The sequence below is a fragment of the Longimicrobiaceae bacterium genome (assembly GCA_035936415.1).
Lineage (GTDB): Bacteria > Gemmatimonadota > Gemmatimonadetes > Longimicrobiales > Longimicrobiaceae > JAFAYN01.
In genome coordinates, this window is the sequence record DASYWD010000389.1 from 1 (window position 1) to 21,640 (window position 21,640).

The 21,640-nt window shown below is 70.9% G+C and carries 17 protein-coding genes; 8 read left to right on the forward strand and 9 right to left on the reverse strand.

What is annotated here, in order from left to right; all coding sequences use genetic code 11:
- From lptB to VGR37_15735, 4 genes are all read left to right on the forward strand, one after another.
- The coding region (gene lptB, locus VGR37_15720) for an LPS export ABC transporter ATP-binding protein (protein ID HEV2148853.1) at positions 1-1,265 on the forward strand (1,265 nt) is incomplete at its 5' end.
- Positions 1,262-2,764, forward strand: a complete 1,503-nt coding sequence (gene rpoN / locus VGR37_15725; GenBank protein ID HEV2148854.1) for an RNA polymerase factor sigma-54 — start codon at positions 1,262-1,264, stop codon at positions 2,762-2,764. The genes lptB and rpoN, both read left to right, overlap by 4 nt.
- The gene (locus VGR37_15730; protein ID HEV2148855.1) at positions 2,761-3,771 is read left to right on the forward strand and encodes a glycosyltransferase; all 1,011 of its coding nucleotides are present in this window, start codon (positions 2,761-2,763) and stop codon (positions 3,769-3,771) included. Before rpoN ends, VGR37_15730 begins: the two co-directional genes overlap by 4 nt.
- 84 nt (positions 3,772-3,855) lie before the next feature.
- Positions 3,856-4,365 carry a hypothetical protein gene (locus VGR37_15735; protein ID HEV2148856.1) on the forward strand — a complete coding sequence of 170 codons (510 nt, stop codon included), beginning with the start codon at positions 3,856-3,858 and terminating at the stop codon, positions 4,363-4,365.
- 94 nt (positions 4,366-4,459) lie between these two features.
- On the opposite strand, the gene VGR37_15740 is transcribed toward VGR37_15735, so the two are convergent.
- Positions 4,460-4,951 carry a GreA/GreB family elongation factor gene (locus VGR37_15740; protein HEV2148857.1) on the reverse strand — a complete coding sequence of 164 codons (492 nt, stop codon included), beginning with the start codon at positions 4,949-4,951 and terminating at the stop codon, positions 4,460-4,462.
- A gap of 274 nt (positions 4,952-5,225) precedes the next feature.
- On the opposite strand from VGR37_15740, the gene VGR37_15745 reads away from it, so the two are divergent.
- Both VGR37_15745 and VGR37_15750 read left to right on the forward strand, forming a co-directional pair.
- The gene (locus tag VGR37_15745) at positions 5,226-5,864 is read left to right on the forward strand and encodes a methyltransferase domain-containing protein (protein ID HEV2148858.1); all 639 of its coding nucleotides are present in this window, start codon (positions 5,226-5,228) and stop codon (positions 5,862-5,864) included.
- Positions 5,861-6,529, forward strand: coding sequence for a class I SAM-dependent methyltransferase (locus VGR37_15750; GenBank protein HEV2148859.1), 669 nt, complete (start codon positions 5,861-5,863; stop codon positions 6,527-6,529). The genes VGR37_15745 and VGR37_15750 overlap by 4 nt, the downstream gene beginning before the upstream one ends.
- 12 nt (positions 6,530-6,541) lie before the next feature.
- On the opposite strand, the gene VGR37_15755 is transcribed toward VGR37_15750, so the two are convergent.
- The 5 genes from VGR37_15755 to VGR37_15775 form a co-directional block, all read right to left on the reverse strand.
- On the reverse strand, positions 6,542-7,498 hold the full coding sequence (locus tag VGR37_15755) for a lysylphosphatidylglycerol synthase domain-containing protein (GenBank protein ID HEV2148860.1): 957 nt from the start codon (positions 7,496-7,498) through the stop codon (positions 6,542-6,544).
- Positions 7,495-9,819, reverse strand: a complete 2,325-nt coding sequence (locus VGR37_15760; protein ID HEV2148861.1) for a YfhO family protein — start codon at positions 9,817-9,819, stop codon at positions 7,495-7,497. The genes VGR37_15755 and VGR37_15760 overlap by 4 nt, the downstream gene beginning before the upstream one ends.
- Before the next feature lie 68 nt (positions 9,820-9,887).
- The gene (locus VGR37_15765; protein HEV2148862.1) at positions 9,888-11,036 is read right to left on the reverse strand and encodes a glycosyltransferase family 4 protein; all 1,149 of its coding nucleotides are present in this window, start codon (positions 11,034-11,036) and stop codon (positions 9,888-9,890) included.
- Positions 11,037-11,140: 104 nt separating this feature from the next.
- Positions 11,141-12,829 carry an Ig-like domain-containing protein gene (locus tag VGR37_15770; protein HEV2148863.1) on the reverse strand — a complete coding sequence of 563 codons (1,689 nt, stop codon included), beginning with the start codon at positions 12,827-12,829 and terminating at the stop codon, positions 11,141-11,143.
- Positions 12,830-12,897: 68 nt separating this feature from the next.
- Positions 12,898-14,109 carry a glycosyltransferase gene (locus VGR37_15775; protein ID HEV2148864.1) on the reverse strand — a complete coding sequence of 404 codons (1,212 nt, stop codon included), beginning with the start codon at positions 14,107-14,109 and terminating at the stop codon, positions 12,898-12,900.
- A gap of 91 nt (positions 14,110-14,200) precedes the next feature.
- On the opposite strand from VGR37_15775, the gene VGR37_15780 reads away from it, so the two are divergent.
- The gene (locus tag VGR37_15780) at positions 14,201-14,920 is read left to right on the forward strand and encodes a polyprenol monophosphomannose synthase (protein HEV2148865.1); all 720 of its coding nucleotides are present in this window, start codon (positions 14,201-14,203) and stop codon (positions 14,918-14,920) included.
- A 160-nt stretch (positions 14,921-15,080) separates the two neighbouring features.
- A complete protein-coding gene (locus VGR37_15785; GenBank protein HEV2148866.1) occupies positions 15,081-16,757 on the forward strand; it encodes a HEAT repeat domain-containing protein in 1,677 nt (558 codons plus the stop codon).
- A 901-nt stretch (positions 16,758-17,658) separates the two neighbouring features.
- On the opposite strand, the gene VGR37_15790 is transcribed toward VGR37_15785, so the two are convergent.
- The 3 genes from VGR37_15790 to uvrC all read right to left on the reverse strand — a co-directional run bounded on the left by VGR37_15790 (position 17,659) and on the right by uvrC (position 21,575).
- A complete protein-coding gene (locus VGR37_15790; GenBank protein ID HEV2148867.1) occupies positions 17,659-18,543 on the reverse strand; it encodes a rhomboid family intramembrane serine protease in 885 nt (294 codons plus the stop codon).
- Positions 18,544-18,620: 77 nt separating this feature from the next.
- A complete protein-coding gene (locus VGR37_15795; GenBank protein ID HEV2148868.1) occupies positions 18,621-19,628 on the reverse strand; it encodes a D-alanine--D-alanine ligase in 1,008 nt (335 codons plus the stop codon).
- Between the two features lie 84 nt (positions 19,629-19,712).
- Positions 19,713-21,575, reverse strand: a complete 1,863-nt coding sequence (gene uvrC / locus VGR37_15800; protein HEV2148869.1) for an excinuclease ABC subunit UvrC — start codon at positions 21,573-21,575, stop codon at positions 19,713-19,715.
- Between the last annotated feature and the right edge of the window lie 65 nt (positions 21,576-21,640).

The following is a 21,640-nucleotide window of genomic DNA, read 5'->3' on the forward strand; positions in this document are numbered from 1 at the left end:
CCGCAGGGCGCCACCCGCGAGGCGCGCCCATGAGCGCGGGGCTGCGGCTGCGCCGCTGGATTCGGGAGACCCCGCCCGCCGGGGTCCATTCCCTGATGACGCTCCGCGCGCTGGTGGCCGGCGCGGACGGGCGCAGCGCGGTGCGGTGGGAGGAGCTGGCGGAAGAGTACCAGCGGCTCTACGGGCCGGAGGACGCCACGCTCCCGGCCTCCGGGCTGGAGGCGCTCGCGGAGCAGGGGCTGATCGCGCGGCCCGCCGTGTTCGAGGAGGAGGCCGGGCCGGAGGGGCGCTGGCGCGAGGTGCGGCTGAGCCCCCAGGTGCACGGGGACCTGCTGGAAGCCCACATGGAGGGGGTGCTGCCGGAGCTGATCGCGGAGATGGACCAGGCCATCGCGCTGTACCAGGACGGCAGGAACGGAGGGCCGGCCGCGCCCGCCGAGGCGCCGCCGCCCTCCGCCGCGGCTCCCGTACGCGTGGCGGCGCCCTCGCCCGACGGCTCCGGCACCCTCCATGCACGGGGGCTGGTAAAGTCGTATCGCAAGCGGCGCGTGGTCAACCAGGTGGACGTGCAGGTCTCGCAGGGCGAGATCGTGGGCCTGCTGGGGCCCAACGGGGCGGGGAAGACCACCACCTTCTACATGATGGTGGGGCTGATCTCCCCGGACGCCGGCAGGGTGCACCTGGGGAAGGACGACATCACCCGCGTCCCCATGTACCGGCGCGCCCGCCGGGGGATCGGGTACCTGGCGCAGGAGCCCTCGGTCTTCCGCAGGCTCACGGTGGAGGAGAACATCCTCGCCGTGCTGCAGATGATGAAGCTGCCTCGCGCCGAGCAGCGCCGACGGCTCGAGGAGCTGCTAGACGAGCTGCACATCAAGCACCTTCGCACCACCCGAGCCTACGCCCTCTCCGGCGGGGAGCGGCGGCGGCTGGAGATCACCCGTGCTCTGGTGGGACGGCCGCAGTTCATGCTGCTGGACGAGCCGTTCGCGGGGGTGGACCCCATCGCCGTGCACGACATCCAGCAGATCGTGTCGGACCTGCGGCGCCGCGGCATCGGCGTCCTGATCTCCGACCACAACGTGGAGCAGACGCTGGACATCGTCGACCGCGCCTATATCATGTACGATGGGCGGGTCCGGGTCGCCGGCACGGTCTCGGAGCTGGTCTGGAACGAGGAGGTCGCGGAGATCTACCTGGGTCCCACGCTGACCGCGCGCATGCGAGAGAGATATCCCATTCCCGAAACGGACGACGCCGAATGAAGACGGGTCTATACCAGGGAACAGCGCTCAAGCAGGAGATGAAGATCAATCCTCGCCTCTACCAGGCGATGGATCTCCTGTACATGCCGCTGCTCGACCTCCAGGCGCACCTCAAGCAGGAGCTCCTCAACAATCCCTTCCTCGAGATGGCCGAGGCCGAGCTCGAGGAGCAGGTGGAGGTGGAGAAGGACAAGGAGAAGGAGGACGACGAGATCGACTGGGAGGAGATCCTCCTCAACGGCTTCGAGGCCGGCGGCCGCCGCGAGGAGTACGAGGACCGGGAGTACTACGAGCCCGTGTCCGTCGCGGAGCGCGACCTCGGCGACCACCTCCACGATCAGCTGACGCTCCTGCGCCTTTCCCCGCGCGAGCTCCTCCTGGGCGAGGAGATCATCGGGAACGTCACCGACGAGGGGTACATGGCGTGCCCCCTGGACGAGGTGGCCACCGCGCTCAACGACTTCCTCAAGGAGAGCGGCGCGGACTGGGCGGACAGCATCGACGAGCGCCGGCCGTACACGGTGGAGGAGGCGGAGCAGATGCTCCGCGTGATCCAGGGCTTCGACCCGGCGGGGATCGGGGCGCGCGACCTGCGGGAGTGCATCCTGCTGCAGCTCCGCGACTGCGCCGTGCAGGAGCTCACCCGGCGGAACGGCGGCACCGAGCCCGAGGAGGACGACGTCCGCGAGCACCTCTCCGGGAACCTGGCCTACCGGATCGTGGACACGTACTTCGAGCAGCTCATCAACCACCGCTGGTCGGAGATCTCCAAGGAGCTGTCCATCACCCCCCGCGACGTGCAGGACGCCGCGGACGAGGTGGCGAAGCTGGATCCCAAGCCTGGGCTGAAGTACTCCAGCGGGAAGGACAACTACATCGTCCCCGACCTGATCGTGGAGAAGATCGACGGGGAGTACCTGGTCTTCCTCAACGACACCAGCCTTCCGCGGCTGAAGCTGTCGCGCACCTACCGCGACATCGCCAAGGACAAGAAGAAGTTCGTCGGCGAGAACAAGGAGTTCATCTCCAACAAGCTGAACTCCGCGAACTGGATGATCCAGGCCATCGAGCAGCGCCGGCAGACGATGCTCAAGGTCATGAACTTCATCGTCGACCGGCAGCGCGACTTCTTCGAGCGCGGCGTGCAGTACCTCAAGCCGCTCACGCTCCGCGAGGTGGCCGAGGTGATCGACATGCACGAGTCCACCGTCTCGCGCGTCACCAACGAGAAGTTCGTGCAAACGCCCCGCGGGGTCTTCCCGCTCAAGTTCTTCTTCTCGTCGGGCCTCTCCACCACCTCGGGCGAGGACGTGTCGGCGCGCGGGATCAAGGCGCAGATCGAGAAGCTGGTGGGCGACGAGGACCCGGCGCACCCGCTCACGGACCAGGCGATCGTGAACATCCTCAAGGAGGAGGGGATCCAGATCGCCCGCCGCACCGTCGCCAAGTACCGCGACCAGCTCGGCATCCTCTCGGCGCGGATGCGCAAGCGGGTGTGAGCACCGCGCTCTCGCCCCACCACTCCTCGAACGCCGCCGCGGACCGCTCCGCGGCGGCGGCTCGCATGCCGGTGGTGCCCGGAGCGCTCCGGAGCAACTTCGCCGTCCTGATCCCCGCGTACGACGAGGAGGACAACGTCGCCGCGCTCTTCGCGGAGCTGCGGGCCACCTTCGCGCGCCACGACCTCGCAGGCGAGGTCATCCTGGTGGACGACGGCTCCCGCGACGGCACCTACGAGGCGGCGGTGCGGGAGTCGGCGGGGATGCCGCGGGTCAAGGTCCTCCGCCACCGCCGCAACCGCGGCAAGACGGAGGCGATGGTCACCGGCGCCTTCGCCGCGGATGCCGAGTTCCTGGTCCTCTTCGACGCCGACCTGCAGCACTCCACGGAGGAGATCCCGCGCTTCCTGGAGAAGCTGGCCGAGGGCTGGGACATCGTGACCGGGCGGAAGGTGGGTGCGTACGAGAAGCGCGCCGTGAGCTCGGTGTACAACCGGCTCTCGCAGGGGCTGTTCGACGTCCCGGTGCGCGACCTCAACTCGATGAAGGCGTTCCGGACGGAGATCCTCCGGGAGATCCCGCTCCGGCACGACTGGCACCGCTTCTTCGTGGTGCTGGCCCACGCGCAGGGGTACTCGGTCTCCGAGATCGACATCGAGCTGTACCCGCGGCGCGCGGGCATGGCGAAGTACTCCGGGCGGAGCCGGGTGCTGGTGGGGGTGGGGGACCTGCTCGTCGTCTGGTTCTACCTCAAGTTCAGCGAGAAGCCGATGCAGTTCTTCGGCGGCTCGGGGCTGATCCTGATCGCCGTGGGGCTGCTGGTGGGGCTGGTCGCCGTGGTGCTGCGCGTCGGCGGGTGGATGCCCCCCTTCGGCTACCGCCCGCTGCTGACCCTCGTGCTCCTGCTGGAGACGGTGGGCTTCATGCTCTTCGGCTTCGGCTTCATGGCCGAGCTGATCGCCACCCTGCGGGCGGAGGTGGACGGGCTGCGGAGGGGCCGCGAGTAGCCCCGCGCCCACGGCGCGGCACTCCCCCGTACCCCTGCCGGCTCACGCCCGGACCTCCCTCCCATTCCCCCGACGAACCAAGCCATGGCCACAGCCATCAACATGTCGCAACTCCTCAAGCGGGCGCGCGAGGAACAGGCGTTGAAAAAGAAGGGCGGCGCGCCGGCCCCGCTATTGAAGAAGGGATCCGTCAACAAGCGCATTGAGGCGCTCGCGATCGCGATTCGCGGATGCGGCGCCGAGGAGTGCGAGCGCTGGGTAGCCGGCGAGCGTAGCGCGGGGGATGCCTACAACCCCACCCACGACTACTCCACCGACCTGGTCTGGACGGAGCGGATCGAGAACTCCGTATGCATGATGCGCAACTTGGGCGCCACGCGGCTCATCGTGCTGGATTCGACGGCGCTCAAGCAATTCGGCGAGACCTACAACTGCATACACGGCCGCCCCACGCTGCCAAAGATGAACGGGATCGGCGGCGATGCGCGCCTGCTCGCTAGCTTCGACCTCACGAATCTTAGCGACGCGCAGGCGGCGCAGCAGGTCGTCGCCACCATCGAGAACGCCGCCGTGCATCAGCAGTACCAGCAATAGGCGGCGGGGGCGGAAATGGAAGAGGCCCCGCGGCGCGTTCTGCCCCGGGGCCTTTTTCCCTGCGGTCCGGCGACCGGCCCGCAGACCCGCGGCTCTACTCCTCGCCGCCCTTGCTGTCGACCATCTGGGTGAGCGTCTGCAGCTCCTTGATCTTCAGCTTGCGCTCGCCGCGCGGGAGCGAGAGCACGATGGTGTCGCCCACCTGCTTCCCCATCAGCGCCTGCCCGAGCGGGGAGGCCAGCGAGATCTGGTTGCTGTCGATGTCGATGAAGTCGCCGAAGACGAGGGTGTAGGTCTCCTTGTCCTTGGTGCGCGTGTCCAGCACCGTCACCTTCGATCCGAAACCGACGCGGTCGGGGGCGATCTGGGACAGGTCGATCTTGGACAGCTCCCCGGCCCGCTTGGTCAGGTGGTTCAGCCGGGCCTGCACGAACTGCTGGCGCTCCAGGGCGGACTTGTACTCCGAGTTTTCCCGGAGGTCGCCGTGCTCCACGGCCTTCTGGATGGCGCGGGGGAGGGTGACCTGCAGCTCGTGCGTGAGACGCTCGATCTCCTCCGCGAGCCTGTTCTTGAGGTCTTCCAGCATCTGCGGCTACGGGGCAAAAAGGAACGTGCGCCCCACCGGCCGCGGGGCGCACAATGTCATGGACCCAATGTAACAGCGACGACGCGACCCGCGCCAGTTTTTTCGATTGGGCGGTATAATCCGGTGCCGCCGCCTCCGTCGGGGTCGAAGGCCGGCTACACTGTCCGAAACGGGCGGGGGCCGGTATAATCCCGTTCGAACAGAACCGCCCCGCGCTCCGGTGCCGCAGCCGGAAGGGGCCCACCGCTGGCCCCGCCAGCCGGACCGGCACGACGTGAACAAGAACGACAAGCTGCTCTTCGCCCGGTACGCCCGGGAGCACTTCACCCGGGACGTGCGGGTCCTGGAGATCGGGCCCGACGCACACCCCTCCTCCTTCCAGGGAGTGGTGGGGCACGACGTCGCGGCGTGGGACACGCTCGACTTCCACACCCGCACCGACGTCCCCCTCACCTACCGTGCGACCGTGGAGTACAGCTACCCGGTGCCGGACGCCTCGTACGACGTGGTCCTTTCGGCCAACGTGATCGAGCACGTCCCCCGGATCTGGGTGTGGATGAAGGAGCTGGCGCGCATCTGCCGGCCGGGTGGGCACGTGGTCACCATCAACCCCATAAGCTGGCACTACCACGAATCGCCCATCGACTGCTGGCGGATCTACCCGGCGGGGATGCGCGCGCTCTGCGAGGACTCGGGGCTGGAGGTCGTCACCTCGGAGTGGGGGAGCATGGACCTGCAGTGGCTGGAGCGGATCAGCCCGGCGAAGCTGCGCCGGAAGTACTTCTGGCAGCGTCTCTCCGGGGTCTTCGTGATGTGGAACGCGGCGACTCGCCTCCCGCCGGAGGGATCGTACGACGCCATCACGGTGGCGCGGAAGCCCGCCGACGCACCGAGCAGCGCCGGGGAGCGATGATCTACCTCATCAAGCGGTGGGTGAAGGCGCGGTTCCCGAAGGAGAGCCTCGTCTGGCGCACCCTGACGACGGTCTCGGCGGTCGTGTTCTACCCGCGCACGCTGTACCGGAAGTACTCCAAGAGCAGCATCTTCCAGTACGAGAGCGAGATGGACATGTGCTCGCTCTACCCCAAGGGGCTGCTCGACGAGACGATCGCAATCTTCGCCCCGCGCTCGGTGCTCGACCTTGGGTGCGGCACCGGACGGAGCCTGGACTACTTCCACGAGCGGGGGATCGACGTCCGGGGGATCGAGGGCTCCGAGCTGGCGATCTCCAAGGCCGCGCACCCGGAGCTCATCCAGCAGGCGGACCTCAACCAGGTGGTGGACCTCGGCCGGAAGTTCGACCTGGTGTGGAGCTACGAGGTGGTGGAGCACATCCACCCCGACTACGTGGAGAACCTCCTCCGCACCTTCTCGAACCACGCCGACCGGGTGGTGCTCTCGGCCGCGCGTCCGGGGCAGGGAGGGCAGGGCCACTTCAACGAGCAGCCGCCCGAGTACTGGATCGAGAAGTTCGCCGGCCACGGGTACCGGCACGACGAGGAGGCCACCCGGAGGCTGCGCGCCGTCCCCGAGGAGTTCAGCGCGAACATGCTCGCGTTCCGCCGGGGGGAAGCGTAGACGCGCCGGAGCTCAGTCGGCCGCCGTGGCCCCGGGAGCCGCGCCCCGGCGGGCCAGCACCAGTGCGGGGAGCACCTCCGCGGCGATGGTCCAGAGGCGCGCGGCGATGGCGAGTGAGGCGGCCACGGCGGTCGGAACGAGCCCGGACAGGAGGAACGCGAGCGCCGCTTCCTTGAAGCCGAGGCCGCCCGGTGCGAAGAAGACGAGGTAGCCGACGATGAAGGCCAGACCGTTCATGGCGATGGCCGCCGGGATCGCGGCCGGGGCCACCTCCACGAACGACAGGAGGAAGAGGTAGAAGGCGAGCCCGTACAGGACCCACGCGATCCCCGACAGGAGCAGGAATCCCACCCCCTCCGCCCAGCTCCCCTCCCACCGAAGCATCGGCCGGCGCGTCGCGCGGCCCACCGCGCCCAGCCCCGCGCGCATCACCCCGGGGTGAACCAGGACCAGCGCCAGCGGCGCCGCCCACCGCATCGCCAGGACGAACGGCGCCACCCAGCCGAAGGCCGGGGACTGCGCGCCCAGCTCGGCCGCCATCTCGAGCGGGAGCAGGTAGACTCCTAAGATCCCCGCGGAGAGCAGCATGAACCCCATCTGCACCAGCAGCGACATCACCGTCGCGGACGGGGAGAGCCCCGCGCCAGGCCCGAGCTGCGCCAGGCTCACGAACTGCCAGACCACGCCGGGGATGTACCGGCTGAGGTTGGAGAGGAACCAGGCCCGGGCGAGAGCACGGAAGGGGACCTCGGTACCGAACCTCCGCAGGACCAGCTGCCAGACCACCACGCCCCAGAGCAGGACCCCCGAGAGCACGGCGATCGAGAGCGCCAGCAGCCCCGGGCGCACCTCCCAGCGGAACTCCCGGAGCTGGTCCGCGTTCCCGTAGATCTCCGCCCCCAGGAAGACGAACGCGGCCGCGACGAGGGCGTACGACAGCCCCCGCCGCAGCCGCGGGTCCAGCCTCACGCGTGCGATGGCTCCCCCTTCCGGGTGCGCAGCCACCGGGCGAGCAGGAACAGCGCGTAGAGCGCCAGGAGCGCCATCCCCACGAAGTACACGATCGCCCCGGTCCGCAGGTCGGCCGGCTCGAAGGTGAAGACCACATCGTGCTCGCCGGGCCCCAGGACGACGCCCCGGAAGGTGTGGTTGGTCCGCAGGATGGGAACCTCCCGCCCGTCCACCCGCGCCTTCCAGTCCGCGTAGTAGTTGTCGGCGAGCACCAGCAGGGCGTCCCGGTCCTGCCGGGTGCGCACCACCACCCGATCCGGCTCGTACGAGACCACCCGGGCGTCGCCCTGCAACGGCCCGGCGGAGAGCTGCGGCGGGGCGTCCGCGTTCACCACCGCCGTGCTCCGCGGGTCGAATCCGGGCTGCTTCATGAGCTCCAGCGCCCCGTCCTCGCGCTCCGTGTGCACCACCTGCGGCACCAGGTACGCCCGGGGGAGCGCGCCCAGGTTCTCGTAGACCAGCGCGCTCCCCCGGTGCACCTCGCGGAGGCGCGGATCCTGGAACTCCGCCCCGGCCACCAGGTAGCGGACGTTGGCCGCGTCCATGAACACGGGGTTCTCCAGGAAGTTGCGCCAGTCCACGTACGTCTCGCCGCTCGTGCCCACGAACTCGTTGTAGCGCTGCAGCTGGTTGCCGTGCTCTCCGCCCGCGAGGTCGACGTCGAAGCGCATGAGGTAGTTGCCGAGCCCTGCCTGCCCCCGGTAGGTGGCGCCGGGAGGGAAGGGGAGGACCCACACGCGGTCGCGCCCCGGCTGCGAGCGGAGGAAGTTCGCCACGTCGTCCGCGGCGAAGGTCTCGTCCGGAGGAGGGACGGTCTCGAAGAACTTCCGGTCCACGATCCACAGGTCCAGCACCGTGACGCCGGCCAGGAGCGCCACGAACGCCCGCGCGCCCAGGCTCCCCCGCAGCCAGAACCAGAGGATCGCCGCCGTCGCCGCCATGAAGACGGCGAAGCGGAACGCCACCGGTCCCGGTCCCGGCGCGCCGTTGACACCGGGGGCCGATGCCGCCGCGGCGCCGAGCAGGAAGGCCGCGGCCACCGTGCCGGCGAGGATCCACTTCGCCGCGTCGGGAACCTCGCCCGGCTCGTCGCGCCGGAGCGCCGGGCGCGCGGCCCGGGCTTCGGCCCAGCGTGCGGCCAGCGACTCCAGCGCGAGCGTCGCCATCGCCACGAGCGAGAGCGACACCATGAAGAAGGAGATCGAGGGCGCGCGGAACCGCTTGGTGCCGGGGAGGAGCTCGTAGTAGAGGCGGTACAGCGGCGTGTTTCCGCCCAGCGCCACCGTGAGGAAGAAGACGCCGAGTCCCAGGAAGAACCACCAGTAGCGGTTGCGGCGCGAAAAGGCGAAGCCGAGCGCGAAGAGGGCGATCACGGTGGCCCCGACGTACTCGGTGTGCAGCTTCATGGGGTTGGAGCCGCGGTACGTCTCCAGGTGCCCCGCCTGCTCGGGGACCGCGACGGCCAGCACCTCGGCCGTCGGCATGGACCACGAGACGGAGTAGTCGTAGCCCCGCCCCCCTTCGCCTCCGCGCGGAGACTGCTCGACGTAATCGAGGAAGGGGAGGAAGTTGACGGAGGCGAGCAGGAACGCGACGGCCACCGCGCCCAGCCCCAGCGCCAGCGTGCGCCCCAGCGCCGCCGGCCGCCGGAAGAGACCGAAGTGCCAGAGGCAGAACACGCTCCAGATCAGCGCCCCCACCAGCAGGTAGTAGGAGTTCTGGATCTGGAAGGTGAGCAGCGAGAAGGCGATCGCCGCGGCGGCCCCCACGAACGGCGCCACCCTCCCCGTGCGGATCCCCCGGTGGAAGAAGAAGAAGGTGATTGGCGCGAAGGTCGCCACGATGATGCGCCCCTCGTGCCCCGCCAGCACCCAGGACATGGTGATCCCGGTGAATTGGAACGCCAGTCCGCCGATGAACGCCACCCAGCGGCGCGTCCCCAGCTCCAGCGCCAGGAGGTACATCCCCAGCCCGGCGAGCCCGAACTGGACCACGTACATGGCGGGGAAGAGCTTGGACGTGGGGAGGAAGAGGTCCGCCAGGATCCGCACGGGGTAGAAGGCGCTCCCCGGGTTGGCGAACATCGGCCCGCCGCCGTAAATGTACGGCAGCCACTTCGGCAGCTCTCCGGCGGCGAACCGCTCCGAGAAGAACTCGTGCACGAAGTAGCTCCCCACCAGGTAGTCCGTCCCGTAGATGTGCCGGCCGGGAAGGAGGGCGGGGAGGAAGTAGAGCAGGGCGAGCCCGAAGTACACCGCGGCCGCGAGGCCGAGCGACACCCCGGGCTCCGCTCCGTCCGCCACTTCCCGGCCCCTGGAAGGGGGCGCGCTCGTGTGCTGCGCTGTCTTCATCGCTTTCGCTGCATTGTCTGGGGTTGGGTTCCGTCCTGCGCCGCGATCCCGCGGAGAAACTCCAGGTGCCGCTCCGCGACCGCATCCCAGGAGAAGCGCTCCGCGGACCGGCGCGCCGAAGCGGCGAGCGCCGCGCGCCGCGCCGGATGGTCCAGAAGGCCGAGCACGGCGTCGGCGAGCGCCGCCGGGTCGTCCGGGGGAACCAGGAGCCCGCCGCGCGGAGGGTCCACCACCTCCGCCACCGCTCCCACGTCCGTGGCGACCACCGGCACGCCGGCGGCCATCGCTTCGGCTGGGACCATCGGGAGCCCCTCCAGCCGCGAAGGCATCAGGAGGGCGAGCGCGCCGGAGAACAGCTCCAGCACCTCCGCGCGCTCCACCCCGGGCCGGAGGTGGACGCACCCGCCCACCCCCAGCTCCTCCGCCAGCTCGCGGACACGATCCTCGTCCTTGCCCCGCCCGGCCACGCGCAGCTCCACCTCCGGGTGCTCCCGCGAGATCCGCGCGTACGCCTGCAGCAGGGTGTCCAGCCCCTTCTGGAAGAGGTCGAACCGTCCGTAGTAGAGCAGGTAGCGCTGCTCGCGCCGCTCCACCCGCGCGAACTCGTCCGGCACGCCGCTCCCGATCAGCTCCACGCGCGCGTCCGGGGCGAGCAGCGGCCGGAGCTGCTCCAGCATCCACCGTGAGGTGGTGCTCACCGCGCGCGCGCGGCGCAGGGAGCGGCGCTCCGCGGCGTCCAGCGCCCCGCCGAGCACCCGCCCCCACCGCTCCCGCGCGGTGGGCCCGTGGAGCATGTGGACCACCACGCCGACCGGCCGGTCTCGCGGGAGGCGCAGAGGGGTGTACACGGAAAAGTCGTAGACCGCGGCGTCGTACCCACCCCGCGCGAGGAGTTCCGTCGCGGCCCGCGCGTAGGTCCAGCGGCTCCAGGGGTAGGGCGAGCGGGCGCCCAGGCGCAGGTACCGCACGCCCTCCACGGTCTCGTCGCGCGCACCGGGAAAGCTCCCGGTGGCTACGGTCGCGTCCACCCGCCCGGCCAGGCGGCGGTAGATCTCGAAGACGCGCATCGAGCCGCCGCCCCCCACCCACGGGTTGCGGGGGTCGTCGTAGATGCAGTGGAGGACGCGCAGGGATCGCGAGGCCAACGATGCGGGCGGGGCTCAGCCGGCCGCGGCCGGTCGGGAAACGCGGACGGGGGCCCGCAAGGGAACCCCCGTCCGCCAACATAACTCCGCTCCCGACCCGGGCGCTACGGCTTCCGGAAGAGCTTCACGTTGTCGAGGAGGATCCCGTAGTTGTCGCCGCCCAGGTGCGCGAACTCCAGCCGGGCGGTGGTGCGCGCCGGGACCGTCACGGTGCGGGTGATCGTCCGGAGCGGCTCGAACTGCGCCAGGGTGAACGATTCCCGGTACGCGTCGCCGAGCGAGACCACCACCGTGTTCGGGTCACTGGGGCGCGGCGAGCCCGCGAGCTGGAACGAGAGCTGGTACTCGCCGGGCTCCAGGACGAAGGCGGTCCGGGACCGGAGCGTCCCCGCCTGCTTCGTGGTCCCGTCCAGGTCGACCCCCACGCCGTTCTCCGGGGGAAGGAAGTCGTCATACAGCCCCGTACCCACGAGGTCCACCGAGCCGGCGACCACCTCCCACTTCGCGAAGCCGGTGTAGTTGTCCGCCCACCGGCCCCCGTTCTCGGAGTCGAAGTCGTCCTCGAGCAGGATCAGCGGATCCACGACGACGGCCGCGGTCCCGGTCTTCCCCTGGATCGTGGCCGTGATCGTCGCGCTCCCGGGCCCGACGGCGCGGACGAGGCCGACCTGCGGATCGATTGTCGCGACGGCGGCGCTCGAGCTGGACCATGCCGCGGCGGCTCCGGCCACGCGGTTGCCGTACGCGTCCGTGGCGGTCGCGGCGAGCTGGCGGGTCTGCCCCGCGCCCAGCAGGACGGATGCGGGGGAGACCGCGACGACGCTCACCGGGCCCGGTGCGGCCACTGCGCGGAACTGCACCATGACGATCCCGTTCCCCGTCGTCGCCCGGGCGGTCGCGTAGTACGAGCCGGAGGTGCGCCCGAGGATCAACGTCGCGCGGGCGTAGCCCTGGTCGTCCGTCAGCCCGTCGACAGCGGCGAGGGCGCCTCCCGCGGTGGCCGAGCTCCAGGCGACCGGCTGGCGGGCGACACCGCGCCCCCGCGCGTCCGTGAGCCGCACCAGGAGCGGCTCGGCCACCGCCGCCCCGACGGTGCCCGCCCGTACGGTGTCGAAGGCGGTGAAGGAAGCCGCCATCACCACCGTAAGCGTCATGCCGAGCTCCCTCCCTTCGCTCGCGACGGTCACCTGGGCCGACCCCGGGGCGACCCCACGCACGCGCCCTGTCGCCGCCTCCACCCGGGCGACCGTCGTGTCCGAGCTGCGCCACGCGACCGGCCGCGCCGTGATGGCGTTGCCGTACGCGTCGCGCCGGGTAACCGTGAGCTGGCGCTCCTGCTCCACCGCGACCAGTGTCTGTCCCGAGATCTGCAGCGCCGCGAGCGGGCCCGGGCTGGCCACCGCCGTGAACCGCACCGTCTGCGGACCCTCGGTCGTCACGGTCCGGGCCACCGCCACCTGGGTCCCCGCGCTCCGCCCGAGGGTCCACGCGGTCCGGGCGAAGCCCCTGTCGTCGGTCACCGCCTGGACGGGGCTGACCTCGCCGCCGCCGAACGGAGCGATCCACTCCACCGACTGGCGCGGCACCCCGCGGCCTTTGGCGTCCGTGACCTTCACGATCAGCGAATCAGCGAGGGGGGCGGCCACCTCTCCGGCGCGAATGGTGTCGGCGGAGACGATCGCCACCGGCGCGCCCGCCGGCTCCGGCTCCCCCGGCGAGGCACAGGCGGCGAGCAGCGCGAGCGCGGACCCGGCAAGCGATGCCATACCGGTCAGGGTGGGTTTGCGATGCATGGATCCTGGTGGGCGGAGATGGGGAAGGGAGCCGGCCGGAAGAGCAGACGCAGGCGGAATGGGGCGGGTCACACCCGGGGGTGCGCGGCGACCTCGTGGTACAGCCCCGCCAATCTGTCGACGATCGCGTTCCAGGAAAAGCCCGCCGCCACGTCCTCACGCCCCTGGAGACCGAAGCGGCGCCGCCGCTCCGGGTCCGCCATGCAGGCCCGCAGCGCCGCCGCGAGCGCCTCCGCGTCCCCGGGCGGGACGAGCCACCCGTTCCTGCCGTCGCGTACGATGTCCACGATCCCCCCCGACGCGCTGGCGATCACCGGCTTCGCGTTCAGCATGGCCTCCAGCAGCACCACGCCCAGCCCCTCCGTGTCCCCCTTGGCGTCCACCACCGCCGGGAGCACGAAGGCGTCGCAGGCCGCGAATCGCTGCGCCAGCTCCTCGCTGGAGACGAACCCCTCGAATACCACCCGCGCGCCGAGCCCCAGCCGCTCGGCGCGCGCCTGCAGCGCTTCGCGCTCGGGGCCGTCGCCGACCACCCGCAGCAGCAGCGGGACCGACGCGTCCAGTCGCGCCAGGGCGTCCAGAAGCACGTGCACGCCCTTCCGCTCCACCAGCCGCCCCACGAACAGCAGCTCAAAGGGGCGTCCCTCCGCGGCCGGGTCGGAGGCGGGGGGCGGCTCCGGGGGGGCCTCCACCGTCGCACCGAAGGGGATCACCGTCGACCGTGCGTCCGGAACCAGCCGCCGGAGCCGCTCCGTCGTGTAGGTGGAGATGGTGGTCACCGCGTCCGAGCCGCGCACGATGCGCCGGAGGACGGGGCCGAGGAACGGGAGCTGCGACTCCATCCAGGTCAGCTCCACCCCGAAGAAGGTGGAGACCAGCGGGATCCCGGAGGCGCGCTTCGCCGCCAGGCCGAGGAGGCCGTGGGGAAGGGGCCAGAAGGCGTGCAGCAGGTCGAAGCGGCCGGAGCGGGCAAGGCGGGCGGCGGCCAGCGAGCCGGCGGCCACGTACCCCGGGACGAGGCCGAGGAAGCGCGGCCGCTCGCGGATCCGGTCCGGCGCCGTCTGGTCGTGCGTGAGCGTTTCCCACGCCGCCGGGGCGTAGCGGAAGCGGTGCACCCGAACCCCGTCCACCGTCTGGTCGGATAGGCCGCGGTACGCCGGCGCGAGGACCTCCACGCCGATCCCGCGCTCCCCGAGGCGCCGGATCGTCTCCACCAGCCACGGCGTGATGACGTCCGCGGAATGGCGCGGGTAGGCGGTCACGAGGTACAGGACTTTCACTTGTCGGCCGCGCCGGGCGGGGGTATGTTGAAAGCCTCGCAACCTACCACTCGCCGTCGAGCGATTCAAGGATCCCCACCGCCGGTCCAGCGTGCAGCGCGTCCTCGTCATCGTCCCGACCTACAATGAGCGCGAGAACCTCCCCCGCCTCATCCCGCAGATCCTGGGAAAGGATCCCCGGCTGGAGATCCTGGTTGTGGACGACGGCTCCCCGGACGGCACCGGCGAACTCGCCGACGAGATGGCGGCGGAAGAGCCGCGCGTCCAGGTCCTTCACCGCAGCGGGAAGCTGGGGCTGGGCACAGCCTACATCGCGGGGTTCCGGTGGGGATTGGAGCGGGGGTACGACGCGCTCTTCGAGATGGACGCGGACTTCTCGCACGACCCGGTGCACCTCCCGCAGTTCCTGGAGGCCATCGAGCACTACGACGTGGTCCTCGGCTCCCGGTACCTGCACGGCCGGGTGACGGTAGTGAACTGGCCCATCGGCCGGCTCCTGCTCAGCTACTACGCCAACGTCTACGCGCGCTTCGTCACCGGCCTCCCCATCGCCGACGCCACGGGCGGCTTCAAGTGCTTCCGGCGCGACGTGCTCGCCGCGATCCCGCTGGAGCGCGTGGAGTCGAACGGCTACGCCTTCCAGATCGAGATGAGCTTCCGGGCGTGGAAGAAGGGCTTCCGGCTCGGCGAGATCCCCATCATGTTCGTGGACCGCGACGTCGGCGAGAGCAAGATGTCCGGCCGGATCGTGCGCGAGGCGGTGTGGCGCGTCTGGCGGCTGCGATTCCTTTCCATCTTCGGCAAGCTGTAGAACGAGGAGTGCGGGACTGCGAGGTGCGAGGTGCGGCCCCCCACCCGCTCGCTCAGCCTCGCACCCTCCCCCGGTCCGGGGGAGGGTTTGAAGGTGCCACCACCGCGCACTCCGGCCTGCAGTCCTACTTTCGCACTCCCGCACTCTCGCACTCTCCCTGATGTCCGACACGCCCCCCGAAGTCCGTTTCGTCCGCGCGCTGGCCGCGGGGATCCTCCGAGAGGGCGAGGGCGCAGCCATCGCCGGGAGCGCCGCGCTCCGCGACTTCCTGGCGAGCGAGAAGAGCCTCGTCCTAGAAGTGCAGTTCACCGGGTTCACGCGCCGCGGCGAGCAGGTGGGCGGGGTGCACCCGCTCCTCCTCCGCGCGGCGGCGCAGCTCATCGTGCTGCGGGTGAACCGCGTCGGCTTCACTCCGGAGGCGGAGGAGTCCGACCTGCGGGCTCTCTTCGACGCGCTGTCGCGCCCCGCCGCGGAGATGCCCCCCAGGGGCGTGGTCGAGGTCCTGGCCGCCGCGGCCCCGCGCGGCGTGTTCCTCAGCACCTCGTCCGGCGAGGTGTACCGCCCCGAGCGGCATGCCCCGCCCGAGCCGCCCGCGGCGGCCGCTCCCGGCGAGAGTGCACCGGCCCCGGCGGAGACGCCCTCGTACTCCAGTGCACTGGACTTCGTCAGCGGTGACAGCGTGGTCGATCTCGCGGAGTTCGAGATCGTGGAGACCCGCGGAGACCCGGTCCCCGCGGGCGGGGCGGGGGACCCGACGCCCGCCGCTCCCCCGACGGCGGAGCACGAAGAGCCGCCCGCAGACGACCTCTACCACTTCTTCCGGGCAGCCGGGGCCGGGCGCGGCGATGCGGCGGAGGCCGACGACCTGGCGGACTCGCTCCGGCGCTCGACGGCGGTCATGGGGTTCGACGGCGTGGTCCAGTCCGCGGTGGCAGCGGTTCCGCGCCTCATGGACACGGGAGAGGAGATGCGCGCGCTCGCCCTGGTGGAGGCCCTCGCCGAAGAAGCGCGGCGACCGGACCGGTCGCGGGTGTTCCGGGATTCGGCGGAGCAGGGGCTCCGCAGGGCCGCAACGGACCCGGTGCTCAACCGCCTCGCGGAGCTGCTGGAGCGGGGGGGAGAGGTGCGGGAGCGCGTCCTCCGCACCTTCCTGGCGGTGGGGGGCGGGGCCTTTCCGATCCTGGAGACCGTCGCCGTCCGGACGGGCGACGCCGGCCTGCGCGAAGCCGTCTTCCGCGCGATGCTTGAGAGGGACCCCACCGGTGCCCGCATCCTGGACCGGGCGATGAGCGAGCCGGCCGCCCGCGCACGCGCCGTCCTGGAGCTCGCCGCCCTCCCGGGGGTGGACGCGACGCTCACGCAGCGCTGGCTGGAGCGGGCCGCGAAGCACCCGGACGCGACGGTCCGCGCGGACGTCGCACGCCACGCGGCGAGGCTCGACGGCAGGGGCGGGCTGCGCATCCTCCTCGACCTCCTGGGTGACGCGGACGAATCCGTGCGCCGGGCCGCGGTGCGGCGCCTGGGGGAGCGGGCGGACCCGGCCGCCGTGCCATTCCTCACCCGGATCCTCAACGAGTCCGGCGACGAGGACCTCCAGCTCGATGTCGTCGCGGCGCTCGGGAGCATCGGATCCGCGGAGGCGCTCCCGGCGCTGACGGGGATCCTCCAGAAGCGGCAGCTCTTCGCCGGAAAGCGGCTGCAGCGCCTCAAAGTCGCGGCAGTCGCCGCCGTGGGGCGGATCCCGCTCCCGGCCGCGCGTGACGTGCTGGCCTCGCTTGCATCGGGCAAGGACGCCGAGCTGGCCACAGAAGCGAAGCGCGCCCTCACCGACGGGTAACCCTGGCAGGTCACTCGTATGTACCGAGCCCCCGGAGCGAGGAGTCGCTCCGGGGGCTTTTTGCTGCGCCCCGCGGAAATCTCTCCTTCACAACGGGTTTCGGAGTTCTCGACGGGTGGGGCAAGCCCTCCGACGTGGAGAAGTAGACCCCGAGGAGGGGTTTTCCACAGATTTCCACACGGCGTAGTTTACATAATGCGTATTATCAGCATCACGGGCGAGAACAGATGCTCCGGTCGAGCGAGGCTCCTCTCGCCACACTGCGAGGCCTCGGGTGGCGCCGCGCCGCTGTTGCCGAAGCGTCCACTGCTGGAGCAGCTCCGCGCATCCCAGACCGAGCGGATCCATCCACCCGAGCGCGCCCATCTTGGTCCGGCGGGCCAGGATCGGCTCTGGTGTCCCGTCAAGCCGCCTTCGTCTCGGCTGCACACCGGGTGTGGCTGAGCACGAGAGCGTAGCGTCAGACCAGGAGCACTTTCTACGATCTGTTAAAACTGTTGCGCCGCGGGCCGCCGACACACTTCACAAGATGCACGAACTGTGTCCCAGCGGATGAATATTCATTCACCGCGTGACAGCGGCACACCCACCCCGCTGTTGTCTGTGCACAACTTTCACAGGCGATCCCTACCCGGGTGGAGTGGAGAGGGTGACCGGGAGGCGGTGGGAGGCTCAGCAGGCGGTGCGTCTGTGTGAGCCCGCACAATCGCCCCGCCCACACCAGCGGCCGGGCGAGTTTACGCACCGCCGGAGGAGCCTCCTACCGCCGACCACGCGCGACACATCCAGACCCGCTACGCCCGTGATGCGCCTGGACAAAAAAGCCCCGGGGCGTCGAGTCTGCCTCGCCGCCCCGGGGTGTCTTTGTCGATCTGTCTGTCGCCGTATCCCGGCCGAGCGCTCAGTTCGACCGGTACCGCCGACTCACCTCGTCCAGCCTCTTCCGCTCCTCCTCGGTGAGCGAGCCGAGACCGCGCGCAGAAATCTTCTCCAGGATGCGATCCACGTCGTCCAGGAGCTGTTGCTCCTCCTTCGGGCGGATCGTGCCTCCTGCGGGCTTCTGCGGCGTGGGCGCCGCCGGCGGCCGGGAGGTCTTGTCCCGCTTCAGCCAGCCGAACGTCAGTCCGCCGCCCGTCGCCTTCGACTTTTTCCTGCCGGCCCGGGGAACCGCCCCCCAGGCGCTCGGGGCCCACGGGCTCTTGAGGTAGAGGAACCCGGTCGCCAGGCCGCCCAGGTGCGCCAGGTACGCGATACCCGACTTGCCGGACGACAGCGCCCCCAGCACGGTGATCGCCACGATGCCGGTCACCAGCCACTTCACCTTCACCGGGAAGATCCCCCAGATGTACACCGGGTTGTCCGGCCAGTACAGCGCGTACGCCATCAGGATGCCGTAGATGGCTCCCGACGCGCCGACGATGAGCGCGTGCGGCGTGATGAAGGACAGCAGCGCCGCGCCCAGCCCCGCGATGAAGTAGAACTTGAGGAACTCTCGCCCTCCCCACCGTTCCTCCAGCGGCGGCCCGAAGAAGAACAGGCCGAGCATGTTGAAGAGGAGGTGCAGGAAGCCCGCGTGGACGAACATGTAGGTCACGATCGTCCACGGCCTCCGCCAGACCTCGGCCGGCACCAGGCCGAGGGCGCTCTCGACCACGCCGCTCGCTCCGGACAGCCCGAGGAGGAGCGACAGGATCCCGACCGCCACGTTGGCGATCAGGAGGCGCTTCACCCAGGGGGTCACCGTGAAGCCGAACGGATTCTCGAACCGGTTGGTTGCGTACGCCATACCTTTGCGATCCGGAGGGGCGGCGCGGGCCCGGCCGCGCCGCCGTGGGGGTCCTGCGCCGGCGGGTCGAGCCGGCTCTAGCGGGGCGCGCCGGAGACCGCGAGGCGGACGATCCGCTCGCACAGCTCCGGGAAGGGGATGCCGGCCGCGGCCGCTCCCTTGGGGAGGAGGCTGGTGGCCGTCATCCCGGGAAGGGTGTTCGCCTCCAGGCAGAAGAGCTGCTCCTTGGCGAGGATGAAGTCGACCCGCGCGTACCCCTGCAGCTTCAGCACCCGGAACGCCCGGAGGGCGTACGCCTGCATCTGGGCGACGATCTCCTCCTCCAGGGGCGCCGGGCAGAGGTACTCCGTCATCCCCGGCGTGTACTTGGAGTGGTAGTCGTAGATCCCCTTCTTGGGGCGGATCTCCACCGGCGGGAGCGCCTGGTCGCCCAGGATCCCCACGGTCAGCTCCCGCCCCTTCGCGAAGCGCTCGATCATCACCTCGGAGTCGTACCGCGACGCCTCGCGCACCGCGGCGGGCAGCTCGTCCGGGGCGTTCACCACCGCCAGCCCCACGCTGCTCCCCTGCCGCGACGGCTTCACGATGCACGGATAGCCGACGAAGTCCTCGATCGTGTCCGGATCGTAGCCGAAGTCCGGCGCGCGCGCCACCCGCCACGAGAGCGTGGGAACCTGCGCGTCGCGAAGGAGGCGCTTGGACACGTCCTTGTCCATCGCGATCCCCGACCCCAGCGGGCCCGTGCCCGTGTACGGGATCCCGATCAGCCCCAGGAGCGCCTGGATCGTCCCGTCCTCTCCCGCTCCGCCGTGCAGCGCCAGGAACGCCACCTCCGCCTCGCGCAGCTCCCGCACCTCCGCCAGCTCGATCGGGCGGAGCGTCCCCTGGGTGTCGTCCGGGGGCGAGGCGTGCACCCCTTCCGGGAGAAGCTGCACCTCGTCCGCCTCCGCGACGAAGCCCCGCGCCGTGTCCACCGTCGCGACATCGTGCCCGCGCTCCCGCAGCGCCCGGACGATCCCGAGCCCGGACGCCAGCGACACCTCCCGCTCCGCGCTCGTCCCCCCCATCAGTACGGCGATCTTCATTCCCCCTCCGTCGGGTGTGTGTGCGGACCTCGCCCCGGGGTCTCCCCGGGGCGCGGAGGACATCCGCACGAACCGTACGCGCGGTCAGCCGCCGCCGCCCTTCCCCTCCCCCGCCTCGCCGCGGACGTGCTGCAGCACCTTCCGCGCGAGCGAGGGCCCGAAGCCCGGGAGTGAGGCCACCTCGTCCTCGGTGGCCTGGCCGAGCGCGCGGAACGACCCGAAGCGCTCCAGGAGTTGCCGCTGCCGCGCCGCACCGACGCCCGGGATCTGCGACAGCTCCGAGCGCACCGTCCGCTTGGTGCGGAGCTTTCGGTTGTAGGTCACGGCGAAGCGGTGCGCCTCGTCCCGGAGCCGCTGCAGGAGCCGGAGCGCCGGGGAGCGGCGCGGGAGGCGGATGGAGGCCGGCCGCCCGGGGACGAAGACCTCCTCCTCCTTCTTCGCCAGCGAGACCACCCGCTGCTGGGCCAGGCCGAGCGCTTCCAGCGCCTTCACCGCGGCCCCGAGCTGCCCCTTGCCGCCGTCGATGACCGCCAGCTCGGGGAGCGGCTTCCCCTCCTCCACGCGGCGGCGGAAGTAACGGGTGACCGCCTCGTGCATGGAGGCGAAGTCGTCGTTCCCCCACTCGCCCTTGATCCGGAGCTTGCGGTACTCCCCCTTGGCCGGCTCGCCGTTCTCGAACACCACCGCGGACGCCACCGTCTCGCTCCCCTGCGTGTGGGAGATGTCGAAGCAGACGATCAGCCGCGGCACGACGTCCAGCTCAAGGGTCTCCTGCAGCTCGTACAGGGCGTCCGGCGCGCGGATGGCGGCGCCGCTCCCCAGAACCTTCCACTCCTCGAGGAGGTGCCGCGCGTTCTGCTCCGCCAGCTCTACCAGCCGCACCTTCTCGCCGCGCTGCGGGACGTGGCTGCGCACCGGCCGCCCGGCGCGCTCGCGGAGCAGCGCCTCCAGCACGGGACGGTCCTCGAAGTCCAGAGGGAAGAACACCTCCGGCGGGAGGTCGTACCCCTCCATCCCGCTCCGCTGCGCGTAGAAGCGCGTGGCGAAGGTGGCGAGGACCTCCTCGTCCGGCTCGCCGTCCAGGTTGCTGAGGAACTGCGTCTCGCGGCCGAGCAGCTTCCCCTCGCGGATGCGGAGCACCACCCCGCACCCGTCCGCGCCATCGCGCGCGATCCCCACCACGTCGCGGTCCGAGCCCTCCAGGTCCACCACCGTCTGCCGGGCCTCCAGCGCCTCCAGCGAGGCGAGCGCGTCGCGCAGCTCCGCCGCGCGCTCGAAGTCCATCGCCTCCGCGGCCCCGTGCATCTGCGCGCGGATCCGCTCCGCGGCGCGGCGGGTGTGCCCGCCCAGGATGTCCACGATCTCCTCCACCATCTCCCGGTACTCCGTCTCCGTCTGCAGGGCGACGCAGGGGGCCCTGCAGCGGCCGATGTGGTAGTCCAGGCAGGGGCGCGCCGGCGTCTCCCGGGGGAGGTCGTAGCGGCACGAGCGGACGGTGTACAGCTTCTTCACCAGCTCCAGCGCCTGCCGCATCCGGCGCACGTCGGTGTACGGCCCGAAGTAGCGGGCGCCGTCCCGCTCCAACCGCCGCGTCACCCAGATGCGGGGAAACGCCTCGTGGACGGTGACCTTGATGTACGGGTAGGTCTTGTCGTCGCGGAGGTTGATGTTGAAGCGGGGGTGGTTCTCCTTGATGAGGTTGTTCTCGAGGATCAGCGCCTCCGCCTCGGAGCCCACCACGATGGTGTCGAAGTCCGCGATCCGCCGCACCAGCTCCCGGGTCTTCAGCGAGTGCCCCTGCGACGCGGAGAAGTACGACCGCACCCGCGGGCGCAGCGACTTGGCCTTCCCGATGTACAGCAGCTCCCCGGCGGCATCCTTCATCAGGTATACGCCGGGGCGGTCGGGAAGGTGGCGGAGCTTCGACTTCAGGGCGTCCTGGACCATGCTGCTGCGCGGGGTTTTCGGTTCAGCTTCGGCCCTCTGATAACCCCGGCCGCACCCCGCGTTCC

What these genes read in the sequence shown, in the direction of transcription:
- VGR37_15795 (HEV2148868.1), bottom strand. Translation starts at nt 19,628, where the DNA reads ATGAAGATCGCCGTACTGATGGGGGGGACGAGCGCGGAGCGGGAGGTG.
- VGR37_15740 (HEV2148857.1), bottom strand. Translation starts at nt 4,951, where the DNA reads ATGCTGGAAGACCTCAAGAACAGGCTCGCGGAGGAGATCGAGCGTCTC.
- VGR37_15785 (HEV2148866.1), top strand. Translation starts at nt 15,081, where the DNA reads ATGTCCGACACGCCCCCCGAAGTCCGTTTCGTCCGCGCGCTGGCCGCG.
- VGR37_15750 (HEV2148859.1), top strand. Translation starts at nt 5,861, where the DNA reads ATGATCTACCTCATCAAGCGGTGGGTGAAGGCGCGGTTCCCGAAGGAG.
- VGR37_15735 (HEV2148856.1), top strand. Translation starts at nt 3,856, where the DNA reads ATGGCCACAGCCATCAACATGTCGCAACTCCTCAAGCGGGCGCGCGAG.
- VGR37_15790 (HEV2148867.1), bottom strand. Translation starts at nt 18,543, where the DNA reads ATGGCGTACGCAACCAACCGGTTCGAGAATCCGTTCGGCTTCACGGTG.
- rpoN (HEV2148854.1), top strand. Translation starts at nt 1,262, where the DNA reads ATGAAGACGGGTCTATACCAGGGAACAGCGCTCAAGCAGGAGATGAAG.
- VGR37_15770 (HEV2148863.1), bottom strand. Translation starts at nt 12,829, where the DNA reads ATGCATCGCAAACCCACCCTGACCGGTATGGCATCGCTTGCCGGGTCC.
- uvrC (HEV2148869.1), bottom strand. Translation starts at nt 21,575, where the DNA reads ATGGTCCAGGACGCCCTGAAGTCGAAGCTCCGCCACCTTCCCGACCGC.